The organism is Sphingopyxis indica (assembly GCF_900188185.1).
GTDB classification, from domain to species: Bacteria; Pseudomonadota; Alphaproteobacteria; order Sphingomonadales; family Sphingomonadaceae; genus Sphingopyxis; species Sphingopyxis indica.
Window position 1 is genome coordinate 1 of record NZ_FZPA01000008.1, and the last position, 15,134, is coordinate 15,134.

Consider the following 15,134-nt stretch of genomic DNA (forward strand, 5'->3'; position numbering starts at 1 on the left):
ACTTCGAACAGACCATCGCATCGGCAACCGCATGGCTCTTCGTCGCCTCGATACAACTCTTCACTCGCCGCATCGCAAGGCTATGAAATTATGAAGGATAATTTTGAATCAGACTCTATGTTGGGCACTTCAAATGTAATATTCGACGCATTGCTGATTATCCAAACCTGTCGGGATATCTTCGGGATCTCTATCAACAGCCCGGCATCGCCAAGACAGTCAATTTCCACCATATCAAGAGCCACTATTACGCGAGCCACGAGTCCATAAACCCTTCTCGCATCGTTCCGTACGGACCGCAGGTCGATTACAGCGTCCCTCATAACCGGGCACACTTCGTTTAATCACAAGCCGCGTTCCATCTTGGCCAAGGTAATGGCGATTGCCTGATCCGAATAAATCCCGATCGAAAAGCGATGAATTGCCGCTCGCGATATGTAGGAGGAGCGCAGATTAATGTGGGACAAACGATATAGCACCGACGATTTTGCCTACGGTACTGAACCGAATGACTTCCTGCGAGAAAGCATGGAATTGCTTCCGGTAGGAGATGCTTTGTGCCTGGGAGAAGGCGAAGGAAGGAATGCTGTTTTCCTGGCGGAGCACGGTCACACGGTTACGGCTCTCGACGCGTCTGCAGTAGGCTTGGAGAAAGCAAAGAGGCTCGCAGTAGAGAAAAATGTGACGGTTGGTATCGCACACGCCGATTTGGCCGACTACAAAATGGAGCCTAACCGTTGGGACGGGATTGTTTCAATATTCTGCCATCTTCCGCCAAGCCTGCGTAAAAAGGTGCATCGAGACATCTTTCAGTCTCTGCGCCCGAACGGCGTTTTCATATTGGAAGCGTATACGCCGGCGCAATTGAAACATGGTACCGGGGGGCCGATCAATGCCGCTATGATGATGAGCTTGGCCGATCTGCGTGACGAATTGGCAGGATTGGAGCTTATCGTTGGGCGAGAAGTCACACGAGACGTGAACGAGGGCGCATTTCACAATGGCAGCGGAGCTACAGTGCAGATAATTGCCCGCAAGTCCTAGATCCCTTCCAATCGGGGAAACTGGAGTTTGTGAAGCGGCGGAGCCATGCAAACGACGTAAGTTTGGTCTGAACCCCTGATAGTGTCCCACGGGGTGGTGTAGGTTTTCCTTGCCACCGCCCATTTCGGCATCGGGATGAGCCGGTCATGCGCCAGGTACAGCCGAGTGCATGACGATGGGATCGTCGCTGACGGGAACCATGGTTTCAAGCGTCATGTAGCGGGCGCGCTGGACAGCCCATGTGTGGGTCTACGATTTCGTTGAGCGGCGCACGCATGACGGCCGCAAATTCAGGATCCTGACCACTATCGACGAGGCCAGCAGAGAATGCCTGGCGCTCATCGTGGCACGGTAACTCAAGCACGAGGATGTTCTGGCGGCTTTGGCTGACCTGTTCATCTCGCGCGGCCCGCCAGCACATATACGGTTCGATGATGGCAGGGAATTTATCGCAACCGTCGTCCAGAAATGGCTGGAGCAGATCGGCGTGAAGACATTCTACATCACGCCGGGATCACCATGGGAGAATGGCTATGACGAAAGCTTCAACGGGTCGCTTCGCGACGAACTGTTTGACGGCGAGATTTTTTACAGCCTCGCAGAGGCCAAGGTGCTGATCAAGGCATGGCGGCGGCATTACAACACCGTTGGCCCTAACAGCAACCTGGGCTACCAATCACCGGCACTGGAAACGGCGACATCGCCATATCCGGCGCCCGGTTCCACTTCGCTCCACCTCCATCCGAATATGGCGGCGATGAGCTTAATCCAATAACACTCCAATCGGGCCACTCGGTGGGGGCAGATCAGAAATACGCTTCATACCGTTCCTCTTTGTGATCCGGACTCGCGCCGATCTGCCACGGCGGATCGGTAGTGTGAACCTCGCGCCTTGCCTACCGAACGGTTCGGTCATATGGTAATTGCCTTGTCGCGCAGGCGACATGGGGTATGAATGACTTTTTGACTTGGGGTCGAGATGGTAACGACGCAGCGAACCGATAAGCGGACGCACATTTTGAACGTGGCTGGTAAGCTGTTCCTGGAAAAGGGATTTGCCGGGACGTCGATGGGCGACATCGCCAAGGCTGGCGCCGGCTCCAAGGGAACGCTTTACACCTATTTCGACAGCAAGGAGCAACTCTTCGAAGAATATATGCGCCTGGAGATTCGTTCCCGCTCAACGCCGGTGTTCGATCTTCCTGAGGAAATCGATGACACTGTATCGGTCCTTCATGATTTCGGTGTTCGCTATTTGAAGTTGACTACTGACCCAATCGTGGTGGAGATTTTGCGAACCGTGGTTGCCGAGGCGGTTCGCTTCCCGGAAATCAGCGAATTGTTTCATGAAGAGGGGCCGCATGCGGGACATGTGAAGCTCAAGGCGTTTCTCAAGCGATGCACTGAACAACGTCATCTGGTGATTGACGATATCGAGTTGGCGGCGAGCCAATTCAATCGGCTATGTCAGGCGCAAATCATGCTCGACTTCCTCTTCGGCGTGCGCAAGGCGCCCACGGATGAAGAAATCGACCATATTGTGACCGAAGCCGTAAGAGTCTTCATGGCAGCCTATGGCAGTGTAGCAGAAAAATAGGAAGCATGGCCGCTACCGAACGAGGGCGAGAGAGCGGCTATTACCGTTTTCTTCTCTTCGAAAGTCGCCGTTTGATTGAATGGGATGCACCGAATCAATAACCAATCCTGGGCATTGACGTCCTTACGGCGCTAGGCCGATCTGGGGATTTTCTCACAGGCTTTTCAGTATGACGTCGACGGCTGCGCGCGCTCTATAATCAATATCTTCGGGAGTGGGTTGGGCTGCAATACCGATCATGAGATCCAGGTGTAATGTACCGCGCATCAATCCCATGAGACTGTGTGCGAATGCATCAGGGTCTTCCATCGCAAACTCGCCCGCTTCGGCGGCGGATCTGAGCACATCAGCGATTGCCGAAACTGCGGGCCGTTCGGCGTGGTCCTGATAGCATTGTGCCACGCCGGGAAATCGTTCGGCTTCAATGATAGCCGTGTGATGGAGGTCGATGATCTCTCGCGACATGATCAGGGAGAGAATATTACGTGCCAACTCGGTGAGTATTTCGGCAGTCGAGCGACGGGCAATTCGGGCATCGAGTGAAAGCGCCCGGCGCATATTGCGATCCAGGACTTTCCTGAAATGTTCGACGAGCAGGCTCTCGACATCTTCATGCTCGGCGCCAGTCTCGCTGACAAGCTGCTTGTAGAGCGCATGAGGTGTCCAAACCCAACTGGAACGCCCGAGCAGAAAGCCGACCATAACTGCGCAGTTGAACCAGCCCTTTAACTGATTGCCACGGCCAGGGACCGCTTCGCGCAGACGCACCATGTCTCCGGCGGCGCCCCAGCGAAGAAACCTGACGGCGTCTGATGAGGGCAAAACCGTCACCATCAATCGTGTCCACCAGGGTTCGACAAGCACCCAGCTTCCCGTTTCCATCGGTCGCAATGCGAAGACGTGCTTGTGATCGCGGTTGCAGAAGCGATGCCACCATTGCTTTTTCAAACCCGGAACGAAACAGACGATCCAATCAGCCGGGGGGACGGTGACGAGGGAACCATTCTCATCAATGCTGTGGGCAAGATCGGGGGCCACGCCTTGAATGACATCCTGCCGACCATGACGCGGTACAGATGCCCTGGCCGCGGCCGCTTTGCTCTCAGTTCGTCCAGTTTCTTTCACACGCTCTTCCCCCCTTTGCGTCTAGCTGCGCCGCGCAAGAACAGCGCGATGGGATCAACGCCGCACGACATTGGATGTTCGAGCGCTGGCGTAAGTCGTTCGTACAAGGTCGCTCGCAGCAGCCCGATCAACTGTTCGGCGGCGACTTCCACGTCGTCGATTTCGAGAAAAGAGCGCTCAACGGCGGCCTGCAGGAATTGACGTAGGGCCGCGAGAACCGAAGCCGGCCCCTCGTGATGGATACGCTTCCGGAGGTCGGGATTTTTGGCGCTTTCCGTGATCGCGACGCGCACCAGGCCGCCTACGACGCCTGCATAATTGCCTTCAATCCGGACGACAAATTCGCGCAGGACCGCTTCGATATCCCATGGCTCATGGCGCGGGGCGTTGATCGCTGACAAGAGTGGCTGGCAAGCCTGTGCGGCCTCGGCGCGCGCAATTTCGACCAGAATATCCTGGGGATCTGGAAAGAGTGTGACGACCTTGCTCCACTCGAGACCCGCACTCGCCACGACATCCGCAAGCTCGAGCGTGCGCTTTTCCGCGCCGGCGAGAAGCTGTGTGATGGCCGAAACGGCTTGATCCGGGCTGTTCAAGGAGGATGTCATGAGCCTGCTTCCTGGGACGCATTGAGTGGAAAAGCGGAAGCGTAGCCATTAGAGAGGCCTGCTGATTGGGAGCGCCTGCCAGGATTGGACGGCATATCCCGTGTGATCATGGTGGGGCGCAAAGATTGTAAGGATGCCGAGCATGACGAGCGTGGCAAGGATGGCGGCGACCAATGGGTCAGAGACCCAATTTCTGAGCCACAGAACCACCCCAGCGAGGACGCCAAGGCAGCCTGTAAGGATCGATAGATTTCGTAGCCGCGACCTACAGCGTAGATGATTGTCGTCCTTGTCATGCATTACGGCTCGTCGCACGCGCGAGCGATATTGGAAGAGGTACTGCGAAGCCAGATTGCGCGTCGGGATCGATGGCCCGCTGCTTCGGTGTAGCGATCGGGAAATTGCCGACAATAGCAGCATCCTGCAGTCTTCGCGTGATTGCAGGTAAGTCGGCCGCGTCGCCAAGAATGCGATCCACGAGAATCGTCAGTTCGCGCTCATCGCTGGTAATGGAATTGCGGTAACCAATTTCCGTTGAGCGGCCAAGCTGCGCTTCGAAGCTGGACAGGAACATATTCAGCGCCGGCGCCAGCATTTCGCATCCGAGGGGTTCGAGGACGCGAGACAGATGCGCCAGCGGAGATCGTTGGGAGCGCCGTGCGTATTGCCAGCACCGCGCCAGGTCGATCACGAGGGATCGTGGGTTCAGGCTTGCGTAAGCCGAGTGTGTCTCGCGCATGGGACGATCCTCCGGGGGCGCCAGCGTTCAAAGGGCACCGCGCCCTAACGATGAAGAGATTCGCCTGACATTCAACCGAACCGTTCGGTTAGTGCGATGAACCGTGGCCCATCAGCGGTATGCAGAGCGCTAGCCGTATTCCAGAATTGACCGAACGGTTCGGTTGGCTTAGGCATGAGTCTCAGGTCGGCGACTTTCTTCCTAGGCGAACCGACGTGTTGAGGAGAGTGGCGAATGCTCGCCTTCAATTGGAAAGTGGCTTTGTCGTCGCTTCAAGAAGAGATCCTCCTGTCATCGGCTTGGCTGCTGCGCGCGGTCAGCTCCAAAGAATGTGAGCGTCGAGGATCGGGGCTGGCTGCCAGTGATTTCGTGCGTGATCGGAGGTCTTGGGGGTGAGCTTGTACCATCACCACGCGGCCTTTGATGTCCCTAGCGCGCGTGGGGAGGTGGCGAGCCATGCCATCTTCGCTACCCCGCTCAATCTCAATGACGATCTTCCATCCCGATCGCCCCCCGGGATGGAACCGGCCGCTCGCCGTGCCCCCGAACCCTCCCACGGCGAGCGGCCCATGGCTTTCGATGAATTCGAGGCACACCGTCTTTGGGATCGCGCAAGGAACAGAGTCCTTGTGCTTGACGCTCAGGCCCTCGCGGTAGGTCTGCGAGACAGCAAGCGTTCGCTTGTCCGTCCGGGCAAAATAAGCCGCGCGTTTGGCCTGATCTTCGGTGCATACTATCCCAATGCCCTGGCTGACCCGCAGCTTGAGGCTCTGCGCCGATTTGGCGTTTTGTTTCAGCACGGCGATATCACAACCGAAGAAATCGCCTGCGGTTTAAGTGAGGCGGGATTTGCGGACTTTCGGATCGCTGCCGCCCTCGGAATGCTCGGAAATCGCGTTCACGGTTCGGATAATGATAGGTGATCAACACACGATGACGCTTTCTGCGTCGACCCATGACGAACAGGACGCTATGCGGCTTGCTTGGGACGCTGTCATGTCCCAGCGTTCACCGGCTCGATCGAGAACATCGGCAAGCCCCTGGGGGTGGACCGAAAATACGCCTCGGCATGCGTGACCAGTGCCGGATCTCGCACTTGATCTGAGGAATCTGCGGTACGCTGTTGCGGCTGCCCAGCATGGAAGTTTGCGAAGGGCTGCTTCAGCCCTCAACATCTCGCAATCGACGCTGACGCGGCGCGTGCAATTGCTGGAACATCGCATCGGGTTTCGCATCTTCGATCGTAGCGCTGGCGGTGTTCGTCTCACCGCCGCCGGGCAACTGTTTCTCGAAGAGGCCTCGGTCGGCGCGCAGCAACTTGGCCAAGCCATTGAGCTTGCTACGTCGATACAGCAAGGGGAACGAGGAGATCTTCAAGTGGGTGTATTGCTGCCGCTTGCCGGCGGTCGCTTGCACCTGGCGCTCAAAGAGTTTCACCGACTGTATCCGCATATACGGGTCTGTCTCCATGAGGGATCCCAGCAGCAGGATTTGGCGCGCGTGATGACAGGCGAGCTCGATATATCCTTCATGGCCGGAACGCCAAAGTTGAGCGGCCAGGAGGCTTTGCAGCTCTGGACGGAGAGCATTTACGTCGCGCTGCCCGAAAACCACAAATTGACCGAGCGCGAGGCACTAGACTGGGACGACATCGCCAGTGAAACCTTCGTCGTAAGCCAGCACGGCGCAGGTCCGGAAATCCGCGACTATCTGGTGCGGAAGCTCTCGGCGCCCAGCTTCAGACCCAAGATCGATGTTCACGACGTCAGCCGGCATAGCCTGCTGAACATCGTTGCGATGGGTTACGGCATATCGCTCGCGAGCGCGTCGATCGCTTCGGGCATGTCGGAGGGCGTGACCTTCCTGCCGATCCGGGGTGACCTTGAGCAACTCGCGTGGAGCGCGGTGTGGTCGCCGACCAACTCGAATCCCGCACTGCGCTATTTATTACGACTCGTGAAAAACATCGCGTCCGGGTGGCTCTCGCATGCTGGTGCGAATGGCGCTGGCGCGGCTCTTATGATTGCGGCCGGTTTTCATGCGTTGATGGATCCTTCATTTTGCGGGCTCGCGCAAATCCTCGATCCGTTTGTATGAAGCGCTGTAGCATCGCGACTATCAGCTTCGCAGGGTCCGGGGCTGTCACGCCCTCCTGGCGAGCGAGAATCTCACCATAGTCCTGCAGGTCCCGAAACAGCTTTCCAGGCAATTCCAGCGAGACCTTGACGGGCTTGTCTTCCGCGATGGCACCAAGTTTCAGCTTGGTCATTTTCAACTCCCATAGGGCTCGAGTAGCAAATCGCGGGTCACGATAATCCGGACAGGAAACCCTGGCCGGATTGTGAGGGTTGGCGCGATATTGAGCTGCCGGCGCACAATTTCCTGGCCGGCCTGGTTGAAGGTATCCTCGCCGCCATTGCGGATCGCGCGTAGCAAACGATCATCGTCATCGATTGCGAGTTCGGTGCCCACGCTGAGTAGTGTCGACAAGCCGGCGGCTTTCGCCAGATCCCACCAGTGATAGTCCACGCCGTCCTGCAATCCGGCATAGCCGGCGCCGTCGGCGCCGGGTTGGCGTTCCAACACAAGCGAGTGTCCGTTGGGGAAGATCAGGCGGTTCCAGACCAGCAGGACCCTGCTTTGGCCGAATTGCACGTTGTTGTCGTACTGCCCGATGATGCGGGTGCCCTGCGGCACAACGACGAAGCGGCCGGTTGCGCTGTCATAGATATTCTCTGTCACCTGAGCGGTTATCTGACCGGGAAGGTCCGAGCGGATGCCGGTGATGAGGGCAGCGGGAATCACCGATCCTGATTGCAATACGAAGGGCGAGGCCGGCGGCGTGATGCGATCAGGCGCAACGGTGCGGCGATCGGCTGCGGCGTTGAGAAAGGCGAGCTGACGATCTTGCGTCGTGGGCGTGGCGGACGTTGCCGGGGGACCGGCCAACTGCGAGAGATCGAGGCCGGCTCCTGCGACCGGCGGCGACGCCGAGGGCTGACTTTGAAAGAAGACCCGGCTCGTGCGCGCAGCTTCGTTCTCGGCAATGCGCCGCTGTCTCGCCTGATCCACGGCCGGCGCTGGAGCCGCTGCGCCCGGCACGGGTTGTCCGCGGCCTTGCGCGCTGACGATCGGGCGTCCGAGATCGCCGGGCAAAGGCGGCCCTAGCCGCGGGACGTCACTGTAAGTCGATGGCAGTCCGACCAGGCCGTCGGCGGTCGATCGATTGTCGGTTGAATAGAGTTCCTTTGGCGGTGCGCCATCATGGGCGGTCTGCAGGGCGTAGATCAGCGCGCCCCCTATCCCGACGCCTGCAACAAGTCCGAAGGCGCCCAAGACCTTGCGCGAGATGCGGGTAACACGCGGCGTTGCCCCCCGAAGCCGCATCGGCGCGTTGGTATCGGTCGAAGGCTGCTGCACAATTGCGTTCTCATCGTCGTCGTCGCGCTCGGCGTGGACTTCGGGTTCGCTCATGATGTCGGTCTCCCGTCTACGCGCACGATCCGGACGGTCTGCTGTCGCTTGCCACTGCCAAGACGCAGTTCGGCCGCGGCAAAAATCCGGTCGACGATCAGAATGTGATGGTAGATGCGGCTATTGACGATCTGCGGTTCGCCATCGGCGCCGATCACGAACAGCGGCGGCATTTCGCCCTGCGCGATCCCGCCGGGGAATTCGATATAGACGTGGCGTCCATCGTCGAAGACCGAAACCGGCGTCCAGGGCGGCGTGTCGCCTGTCAGAGCGTATCGGTAATGCCGTGCAGACGTGGGCGGGATTAGGGGCGTCGCCGGCACGGCTGCGTCCGGTGCCGCTAGCGGCGCAGGATAGGACCAGGAGACGGCAGGCATAAAGAGCGTCTTGCCGGCGCGAAGTTCGATCATATAGGTGCGCCGCGTGGTGGTGATGACAAGGTTTGTGCTGATATCATCGCGCGTTGGCTTCACGAGGACATGGATCTGTTGCGTCGCGCCGCTGCCGCTGGTCGTGTCGCCGATGATCCAGCGCGCGGTGTCTCCAGCGGCAATCGGACCCTCGCCAGTCAGGGTTTCGCCCGGTTCCAGCGCGATGTTGGTAACATGCCCGGGTGCGGCATAGACCTGATAGAGCGCCCCTTCGCTCCACGGATAGATCTGGATTGCATTGTAATAGCCGTCCCGGCGCGGTTCGATCCGTGCAGCCGCATTGGCATTTTCGATGCGCCCCGCGGGGGTCGCAGCATCGGCGCCGCCATGCGCGGGCGTCCATGCCGGCGGAACCTGGAGCGGCTTGGGCCTGACCACCTTCATTTCAGGCGCGGCCGGGAGCGGCGGTACGCTGGAATCGTAACCGATCTGCGGAGGTTTGCCGGTCGACGCGCAACCGCCGAGCGCACTTGCGGCAATGATGAGAAGCGGGAGTGCGGATTTACGGAATAGCGGCACTCCGGTTTCGCGAGAGCGCGCATTCATTGTTCGAGCTCCCGCGACCAGTTTATGGCGTTGATATAGATGCCGAGCGGGTTCTTGCGGAGGCGGTCGGCGTCGCGCGGGGGCTGGAGGACGATCGTCAGGATTGCCGTCCACCGGGTCGTGCCGGCAAGCTGTCCGTTTTCGTAGCGCCGCTCCGTCCAGGCCACGCGGAAACTGCTCGGCGAAGCACGGATGACGCTCGAGACGTCGACGGCGATCTCGCGCCGTCCGATGTCCTTGAAAGGATCGTTCTCGCGCGCATAATCGTTGAGGGCCGCTGCCCCGCGGTCGGTCGTGAAGTCATAGGCCCGCAGCCAGTTCTGACGCAGCACGATGGGATCCGAGGGAATCGCGCGAACCTCTTCAATAAAACGTGCAAGATGGTATGCGATCTCGGCGTCCGATGGCGTATAGCCCGCGGTGGCCGGTGCGACGGCCTGGACCTGGCCGAGCTTGTCGACCTCGACCACCCAGGGCACAACCGTCCCTTGCGTGGATTGCCAGACCAGCGCTGCTGCGAAGCCGCCGGAGAGAAACAGGGAGCCAAAGGCCATCAAGCGCCAATTGCGCGCTTGCACGCGCGCGGTTCCGATGCGGTCGTCCCAGACCTGGGCTGCACGCTGATATGGTGTCACCGGCTCGGGGCTCTTGCCATAATGGGTCGTGGGACGCTTGAAGAGGCTCATGGTCGATCGCTTTCGGAAACGGAGATGGAGGAACCGCCGCCGTGGCTATCGCCCGCGCGTAGCGAGTGCGCGGCAAGCGTGACGCCATGGCTCATCGACTGGGACCGCTTCATGCGTTTTGCCCAGGCAGGCGGCCCGTCGGGTGTTGAGGACGTAGCCGAGGCCGCACTAGCGCCCGCTGCGGCGGGATCGGCTGCGCCGGTAACAGACCGGCCACCTGCCTCGAAACTGCTCTTCATCGAGGCGGCAGCGCGGCGGAAGGGGCTGGTCGCAGCCGAACCCACGCTGGAGGCCGCTGCGCGCGCGACGCCGGTCGCGCCTCCCGCGCGGTAGGCCGCGTTCGCCCCGCCGGCGAGTGTCGAGCCACCGCGTGCCGCCGCTGCGGCGCCGCCTGCAAGGGCACCGACGCCGCCCGTGGCCATACCGACGGCCGCACTGCCTGCCATCGCCGCGCCGCCGACCACCAGACCGGTTCCGACGGCCGAGCCGGCACCGAGCTGCGGGCCGCCGGAGACGATGCCATTGGCAATTCCAGGACCGAAGATCCCCAGTCCCAGCAGCGACAACGCGGCGAGTACGATCGCCATGGCATCGTCGATGGAAGGCGTAGCCCCGCCGAAACCGGCCGTGAATTCGGAGAAGAGTGTCGAGCCGATGCCGATGATGACCGCAAGGACAAGAATCTTGATGCCCGACGAAATGACATTGCCGAGCACACGCTCAGCCATGAAGGCCGACTTGCCGAACAGCCCGAAGGGGATGAGGACGAAGCCGGCAAGCGTCGTCAGTTTGAACTCGATCAGCGTGACGAAGAGCTGAATTGCCAGAATGAAGAAGGCAAGCAGGATGAGCACCCAGGCAAAGAGCAGGCAGGCGATCTGGACGAAATTTTCGAAGAAGGAGACCCAGCCCATCAGACCCGAGATGGAATCGAGCAACGGCCGGCCGGCGTCGAGCCCCGTCTGGGCCACCTGCCCTGGGCGCAGGAGGTCGGCGGTCGTGAACCCCGTACCCGATGCCTTCAGCCCAAGTCCGGCGAAGCTCTCGAAGACGATGCGGGCCAGGTTGTTCCAATTGCCGATGATGTAGGCGAAGACGCCGACAAACAGGGTCTTTTTGACGAGCCGGGCGATGATGTCGTCATCCGCGCCCCACGACCAGAACAGCGCGGCAAGCGTGACGTCTATGACGATCAAGGTCGTGGCGATGAACGCCACCTCGCCGCCGAGCAGGCCGAAGCCGCCGTCGATGTACCGTGTGAAGACCTCGAGGAAATGGTCGATAACGCCCGTGCCGCCCATGCTCATTGCTCCGGTAGGGGAGCCGGCGCCGACTCCTTGCTAAGGGACGCCTCGTCTTCGCTGGGGAACATCGAGGCAGGCGGGTGCACGGCCGGCGCTTGACGCGGTTCCGGGGTATGGCCGAGAAAACGCTCGCGGTTGGTGGCCCAGGCATCCAGGCAGACAGGATCGCGTTCCGCCGCGATGCCCATGTCGCGGCAGTGCCGCAGTGTTTGTGCGAGCGGATCGGATGGGACGACTACGGGCGCCGGCCTCGCCGCAATCGGCGACTCCTCCTTCCGGGAGAGCTGGATCAGCGACGCCGCAATCGCGAACCCGACAAAGATCGCGGCGGCAATGCGTGCGGTCGTTTTCCCTTCCATCGCTTGGGTCCACGGCTCAATCGTTGCCGTAGAACATTTGCGCATTGCCGGGCTTGTACCCCTCGCCCGGTGTGAGAAAGCGGCGGCGCTGCTCTCGTCCCTGCTCGGCGGCGGCGGCGCGCTCGGCATCAGCGAGTGCCTGTGCCCGGCCATTTGCCGCGATAACGGCGGTGAGATCGGCGAGCTGCTGCGCTTGGAGCGCGAGAAGCTGATTGCCGGCCTGGGTTGCCTGCAGGGCACCGGTTGCCCCCTGGCTCTGTCCGACGAGCGCGGCCATTTCGCTGCGATTGGTGTCGATATTGCCGACGACGCCGGCCTGCACGCGCATGGCGTCCTGCAAGCCCCCCACCGTGTTTTGCCAGCGCGTCTTGGCATCGGTGATGAGTTGCTGATCCGATGCGCTGAGGATCACATTCTTATATTGACGATCGAAGACCTGATCGACCTGCTGGACATTGTAGGCGATGTTTTGGGCTTGCTGCAAAAGCGCCTGCGTCCGGCTCACCGATTGCTGAAGCTGCTGGAGCGAGGAATATGGCAAGCTTGCGAGGTTGCGCGCCTCGTTGATCAGCATCTGCGCTTCATGCTGGAGCGACGTGATCTGATTGTTGATCTGCTGTAGCGCGCGTGTCGCCGTGAGCAGGTTCTGGGCGTAGTTGGTGGGATCATAGACGATTCCACCAAAAAACTGGGCATGGGCCGGCGTTGCGGAGAACGAGATCGTCGCGATCGACGTCGTAAGCAACGCGGCAGCAAGTGCCGTGCGAGGGACATGCAGTTTCATGGCTGGCTCTCCAGGTTGTTGAGGTTGGGAATGAGGTCGGCGGCCCAGGCGACGCCGCGCCGGCGCAGCCAGGCCGCCAAAAATCCCTCGTCGCGCGTATCGGCGAGAATTTCGGCGATCATGATCTGGTCGGATTTGGAGGAGGCGGCGCAGAGCGCGAGCGCCACATCGCCAAGTCCAAGCTCGAACAGGCGATTGCCGCGGCGCGACTGGCAATAATAGTCGCGTTTGGGCATGGCGCGCGCGAGAATCTCGATTTGGCGGTCATTGAGGCCGAACCGGCGGTAGATGGCGGTGATCTGCGGCTCGATCGCGCGTTCGTTCGGCAGGAGAATGCGGGTCTGGCAACTTTCAATGATGGCGGGCGCTATCGTACTGCCGTCGATGTCCGATAGACTTTGGGTGGCGAAGACGACGCTGGCGTTTTTCTTCCGAAGGGTTTTCAGCCATTCGCGGAGCTGTCCGGCAAATCCCTCATCGTCGAGCGCCAGCCAGCCTTCATCGACGATGAGCAGCGTCGGGCTGCCATTCAGGCGGTCCTCAATGCGGTGGAAGAGATAAGCGAGCACCGCCGGCGCGGCACTGGTCCCGATGAGCCCCTCGGTCTCGAAAACCTGCACCGACGCCGCGCCGAGACGCTCGGTTTCTGCATCCAGCAGTCTGCCATAAGGCCCGCCGACGCAGTAAGGCCGTAGGGCCTGCTTGAGATCGTTCGACTGTAGAAGCACGACTAGGCCGGTGAGCGTGCGTTCCTCGACGGGAGCGGAGGCGAGCGATGTGAGCGCCGTCCAGAGATGCTCCTTGACCTGCGGTGATGCAGCGACGCCCTCGCGCATCAGAATTGCGGCGATCCAGTCGGCCGCCCATGCGCGTTCCTGCGTGTCGCCGATCCGCGCGAGCGGCTGAAGGGTAACGGCATCACCGTCGCCCTCCGCCAGGCCGCCGCCGAGATCCTCCCAGTCGCCGCCCATGGCAAGCGCTGCAGCCCGGATGGAGCCGCCGAAGTCGAAGGCGAAGACCTGGGAACCGGCGTAGCGCCGAAATTGAAGCGCCATCAAGGCAAGCAGCACGGATTTGCCGGCGCCGGTCGGTCCGACCACCAGCGTGTGCCCGACATCGCCCACATGAAGGGAAAGCCGGAACGGTGTTGAGCCTTCGGTTCTGCCGTAGAGCAGTGGGGGCGCGTCGAAGTGCTCGTCCCGTTCCGGCCCCGCCCACACGGCTGACAGGGGGATCATGTGGGCGAGATTGAGCGTTGAGATCGGTGGCTGCCGGACATTGGCATAGAGATGGCCGGGCAACGAGCCGAGCCAGGCATCCACCGCGTTGACGGTTTCGGACATCGCTGTGAAGTCGCGGCCCTGTACGACCTTCTCGACAAGTCGGAGCTTTTCGTCTGCGGCTTTTGGATCGGCATCCCAGACGGTCACGGTCACGGTCACATACGCCTGGCCTGCATAGTCGGCACCCAGCTCCTGCAGCGCGAGATCAGCATCGGCCGCCTTGTTGGCGGCGTCGGTGTCGACCAGGGTCGACGCCTCGTTGGTCATGACTTCCTTGAGGATCGCGGCGATCGACTTGCGCTTGGCGAACCACTGCCGACGAATGCGGGTCAGGAGTTTGTTGGCGTCGGTCTTGTCGAGGAGGATCGCGCGCGTCGACCATCGATAGGGAAAAGCGAGCCGGTTGAGATCGTCGAGTATTCCCGGCGTGGTTGCAGTGGGAAATCCGACAAGCGTGAGGATGCGCAGGTGCGCGGTGCCGAGCCTCGGCTCGAGCCCGCCGGTGAGCGGTTGGTCCGCCAGCAGCGCGTCAAGATACATCGGGGTTTCGGGTACGCGGACCCTGTGCCGGTTGGTCGAGACGGTCGCATGAAGATAAGTGAGCGTCTCCGCGTCATCGAGCCAGGCGCATTCCGGCATGAAGGCGTCGATGAGCTGGAGCGCGCGATCGGTGCGATCGAGAAAGCCCTTGAGCGCTTCATGCGGGTCAACGCCGCGTTCGGCTTTGCCTTCGTAAAGCCAGCTTTCGGCGCGCGCCGCGTCCTCGGCGGGCGGCAGCCAGGCGAATGTGAGAAAATAGCCCGATTCGAAATGGGCGCCTTCTTCTTCGAACTCGGCCTTTCGTTCGGCATCGACAAGTGCCGAGGCGGGTTCGGGAAAGCGGCTGTCGGGGTAATAGGGTGCCGGCTGCCGCATGGCTTCGACGAAGATGGCCCAGCCGGATCCGAGGCGGCGCAATGCATTGTTGAGCCGGCCCGCAACCGCGACCAGTTCAGCGGGGACCGCGCTTTCGAGGTCGGGGCCGCGAAAGCGCGCGCTGCGCTGGAAGCTGCCATCCTTGTTCAGGACGACACCGTCTCCCACCAGCACGGCCCAAGGCAGGAAATCGGCGAGGCGCGTGGCGGTCTGACGATATTCGGCGAGGTTCATCATCG

15 protein-coding genes and 1 pseudogene are annotated in these 15,134 nt (G+C 60.8%); 5 read left to right on the forward strand and 11 right to left on the reverse strand.

The genetic code is table 11. From position 1 onward, the window contains the following. Positions 1–456 precede the first annotated feature (456 nt). From CHB69_RS11385 to CHB69_RS11395, 3 genes and pseudogenes are all read left to right on the forward strand, one after another. A complete protein-coding gene (locus CHB69_RS11385; protein ID WP_089216137.1) occupies positions 457–1,044 on the forward strand; it encodes a class I SAM-dependent methyltransferase in 588 nt (195 codons plus the stop codon). A 235-nt stretch (positions 1,045–1,279) separates the two neighbouring features. Next, positions 1,280–1,819: pseudogene (locus tag CHB69_RS11390) on the forward strand (integrase core domain-containing protein); the annotation flags it as partial. Between the two features lie 204 nt (positions 1,820–2,023). Continuing rightward, positions 2,024–2,641 carry a TetR/AcrR family transcriptional regulator gene (locus CHB69_RS11395; RefSeq protein ID WP_089216138.1) on the forward strand — a complete coding sequence of 206 codons (618 nt, stop codon included), beginning with the start codon at positions 2,024–2,026 and terminating at the stop codon, positions 2,639–2,641. Between the two features lie 153 nt (positions 2,642–2,794). Here the strand turns inward: CHB69_RS11395 and CHB69_RS11400 are convergent, their stop codons facing one another. The 3 genes from CHB69_RS11400 to CHB69_RS11410 all read right to left on the reverse strand — a co-directional run bounded on the left by CHB69_RS11400 (position 2,795) and on the right by CHB69_RS11410 (position 4,969). Next, on the reverse strand, positions 2,795–3,679 hold the full coding sequence (locus tag CHB69_RS11400; protein WP_141133968.1) for a TetR/AcrR family transcriptional regulator C-terminal domain-containing protein: 885 nt from the start codon (positions 3,677–3,679) through the stop codon (positions 2,795–2,797). Positions 3,680–3,762: 83 nt separating this feature from the next. Next, positions 3,763–4,374 carry a TetR/AcrR family transcriptional regulator C-terminal domain-containing protein gene (locus tag CHB69_RS11405; RefSeq protein ID WP_141133969.1) on the reverse strand — a complete coding sequence of 204 codons (612 nt, stop codon included), beginning with the start codon at positions 4,372–4,374 and terminating at the stop codon, positions 3,763–3,765. Positions 4,375–4,666: 292 nt separating this feature from the next. Continuing rightward, on the reverse strand, positions 4,667–4,969 hold the full coding sequence (locus CHB69_RS11410) for a hypothetical protein (protein WP_089216141.1): 303 nt from the start codon (positions 4,967–4,969) through the stop codon (positions 4,667–4,669). 713 nt (positions 4,970–5,682) lie between these two features. Here CHB69_RS11410 and CHB69_RS19730 point away from each other — a divergent pair. Next, the gene (locus tag CHB69_RS19730; protein WP_141133970.1) at positions 5,683–6,036 is read left to right on the forward strand and encodes a hypothetical protein; all 354 of its coding nucleotides are present in this window, start codon (positions 5,683–5,685) and stop codon (positions 6,034–6,036) included. A 157-nt stretch (positions 6,037–6,193) separates the two neighbouring features. After that, positions 6,194–7,210, forward strand: a complete 1,017-nt coding sequence (locus CHB69_RS11420) for a LysR family transcriptional regulator (protein WP_089216143.1) — start codon at positions 6,194–6,196, stop codon at positions 7,208–7,210. Here CHB69_RS11420 and CHB69_RS11425 read toward each other — a convergent pair. From CHB69_RS11425 to trbE, 8 genes are all read right to left on the reverse strand, one after another. Further along, positions 7,131–7,382 carry a DUF2274 domain-containing protein gene (locus tag CHB69_RS11425; protein WP_089216144.1) on the reverse strand — a complete coding sequence of 84 codons (252 nt, stop codon included), beginning with the start codon at positions 7,380–7,382 and terminating at the stop codon, positions 7,131–7,133. The two genes, CHB69_RS11420 and CHB69_RS11425, sit on opposite strands and share 80 nt — an antisense overlap. 2 nt (positions 7,383–7,384) lie before the next feature. Beyond that, positions 7,385–8,500, reverse strand: a complete 1,116-nt coding sequence (locus tag CHB69_RS11430) for a TraB/TrbI/VirB10 family type IV secretion system protein (protein WP_212541925.1) — start codon at positions 8,498–8,500, stop codon at positions 7,385–7,387. A gap of 83 nt (positions 8,501–8,583) precedes the next feature. Next, positions 8,584–9,564 (reverse strand): P-type conjugative transfer protein TrbG, encoded by a 981-nt coding sequence (trbG, locus tag CHB69_RS11435; RefSeq protein ID WP_089216146.1) that lies wholly within the window; start codon positions 9,562–9,564, stop codon positions 8,584–8,586. Then, positions 9,561–10,250 carry a conjugal transfer protein TrbF gene (gene trbF, locus CHB69_RS11440; protein ID WP_089216147.1) on the reverse strand — a complete coding sequence of 230 codons (690 nt, stop codon included), beginning with the start codon at positions 10,248–10,250 and terminating at the stop codon, positions 9,561–9,563. The genes trbG and trbF overlap by 4 nt, the downstream gene beginning before the upstream one ends. Next, positions 10,247–11,551, reverse strand: coding sequence for a P-type conjugative transfer protein TrbL (gene trbL, locus CHB69_RS11445; RefSeq protein ID WP_089216148.1), 1,305 nt, complete (start codon positions 11,549–11,551; stop codon positions 10,247–10,249). The genes trbF and trbL overlap by 4 nt, the downstream gene beginning before the upstream one ends. A gap of 2 nt (positions 11,552–11,553) precedes the next feature. Continuing rightward, on the reverse strand, positions 11,554–11,913 hold the full coding sequence (gene trbK-alt, locus CHB69_RS11450) for a putative entry exclusion protein TrbK-alt (RefSeq protein WP_089216149.1): 360 nt from the start codon (positions 11,911–11,913) through the stop codon (positions 11,554–11,556). A 16-nt stretch (positions 11,914–11,929) separates the two neighbouring features. Continuing rightward, the gene (gene trbJ, locus CHB69_RS11455) at positions 11,930–12,697 is read right to left on the reverse strand and encodes a P-type conjugative transfer protein TrbJ (protein WP_089216150.1); all 768 of its coding nucleotides are present in this window, start codon (positions 12,695–12,697) and stop codon (positions 11,930–11,932) included. Next, a complete protein-coding gene (trbE, locus tag CHB69_RS11460) occupies positions 12,694–15,132 on the reverse strand; it encodes a conjugal transfer protein TrbE (RefSeq protein WP_089216151.1) in 2,439 nt (812 codons plus the stop codon). Before trbE ends, trbJ begins: the two co-directional genes overlap by 4 nt. Positions 15,133–15,134 lie beyond the last annotated feature (2 nt).

Bases quoted from the DNA above. Each gene is read 5' to 3' on its own strand.
- CHB69_RS11385 (WP_089216137.1), top strand. From the start codon at position 457: ATGTGGGACAAACGATATAGCACCGACGATTTTGCCTACGGTACTGAA.
- CHB69_RS11395 (WP_089216138.1), top strand. From the start codon at position 2,024: ATGGTAACGACGCAGCGAACCGATAAGCGGACGCACATTTTGAACGTG.
- CHB69_RS11405 (WP_141133969.1), bottom strand. From the start codon at position 4,374: ATGACATCCTCCTTGAACAGCCCGGATCAAGCCGTTTCGGCCATCACA.
- CHB69_RS11410 (WP_089216141.1), bottom strand. From the start codon at position 4,969: ATGCTGGCGCCGGCGCTGAATATGTTCCTGTCCAGCTTCGAAGCGCAG.
- CHB69_RS19730 (WP_141133970.1), top strand. From the start codon at position 5,683: ATGGCTTTCGATGAATTCGAGGCACACCGTCTTTGGGATCGCGCAAGG.
- CHB69_RS11425 (WP_089216144.1), bottom strand. From the start codon at position 7,382: ATGACCAAGCTGAAACTTGGTGCCATCGCGGAAGACAAGCCCGTCAAG.
- CHB69_RS11430 (WP_212541925.1), bottom strand. From the start codon at position 8,500: ATGCGGCTTCGGGGGGCAACGCCGCGTGTTACCCGCATCTCGCGCAAG.
- trbG (WP_089216146.1), bottom strand. From the start codon at position 9,564: ATGAATGCGCGCTCTCGCGAAACCGGAGTGCCGCTATTCCGTAAATCC.
- trbF (WP_089216147.1), bottom strand. From the start codon at position 10,250: ATGAGCCTCTTCAAGCGTCCCACGACCCATTATGGCAAGAGCCCCGAG.
- trbL (WP_089216148.1), bottom strand. From the start codon at position 11,551: ATGGGCGGCACGGGCGTTATCGACCATTTCCTCGAGGTCTTCACACGG.
- trbK-alt (WP_089216149.1), bottom strand. From the start codon at position 11,913: ATGGAAGGGAAAACGACCGCACGCATTGCCGCCGCGATCTTTGTCGGG.
- trbJ (WP_089216150.1), bottom strand. From the start codon at position 12,697: ATGAAACTGCATGTCCCTCGCACGGCACTTGCTGCCGCGTTGCTTACG.
- trbE (WP_089216151.1), bottom strand. From the start codon at position 15,132: ATGATGAACCTCGCCGAATATCGTCAGACCGCCACGCGCCTCGCCGAT.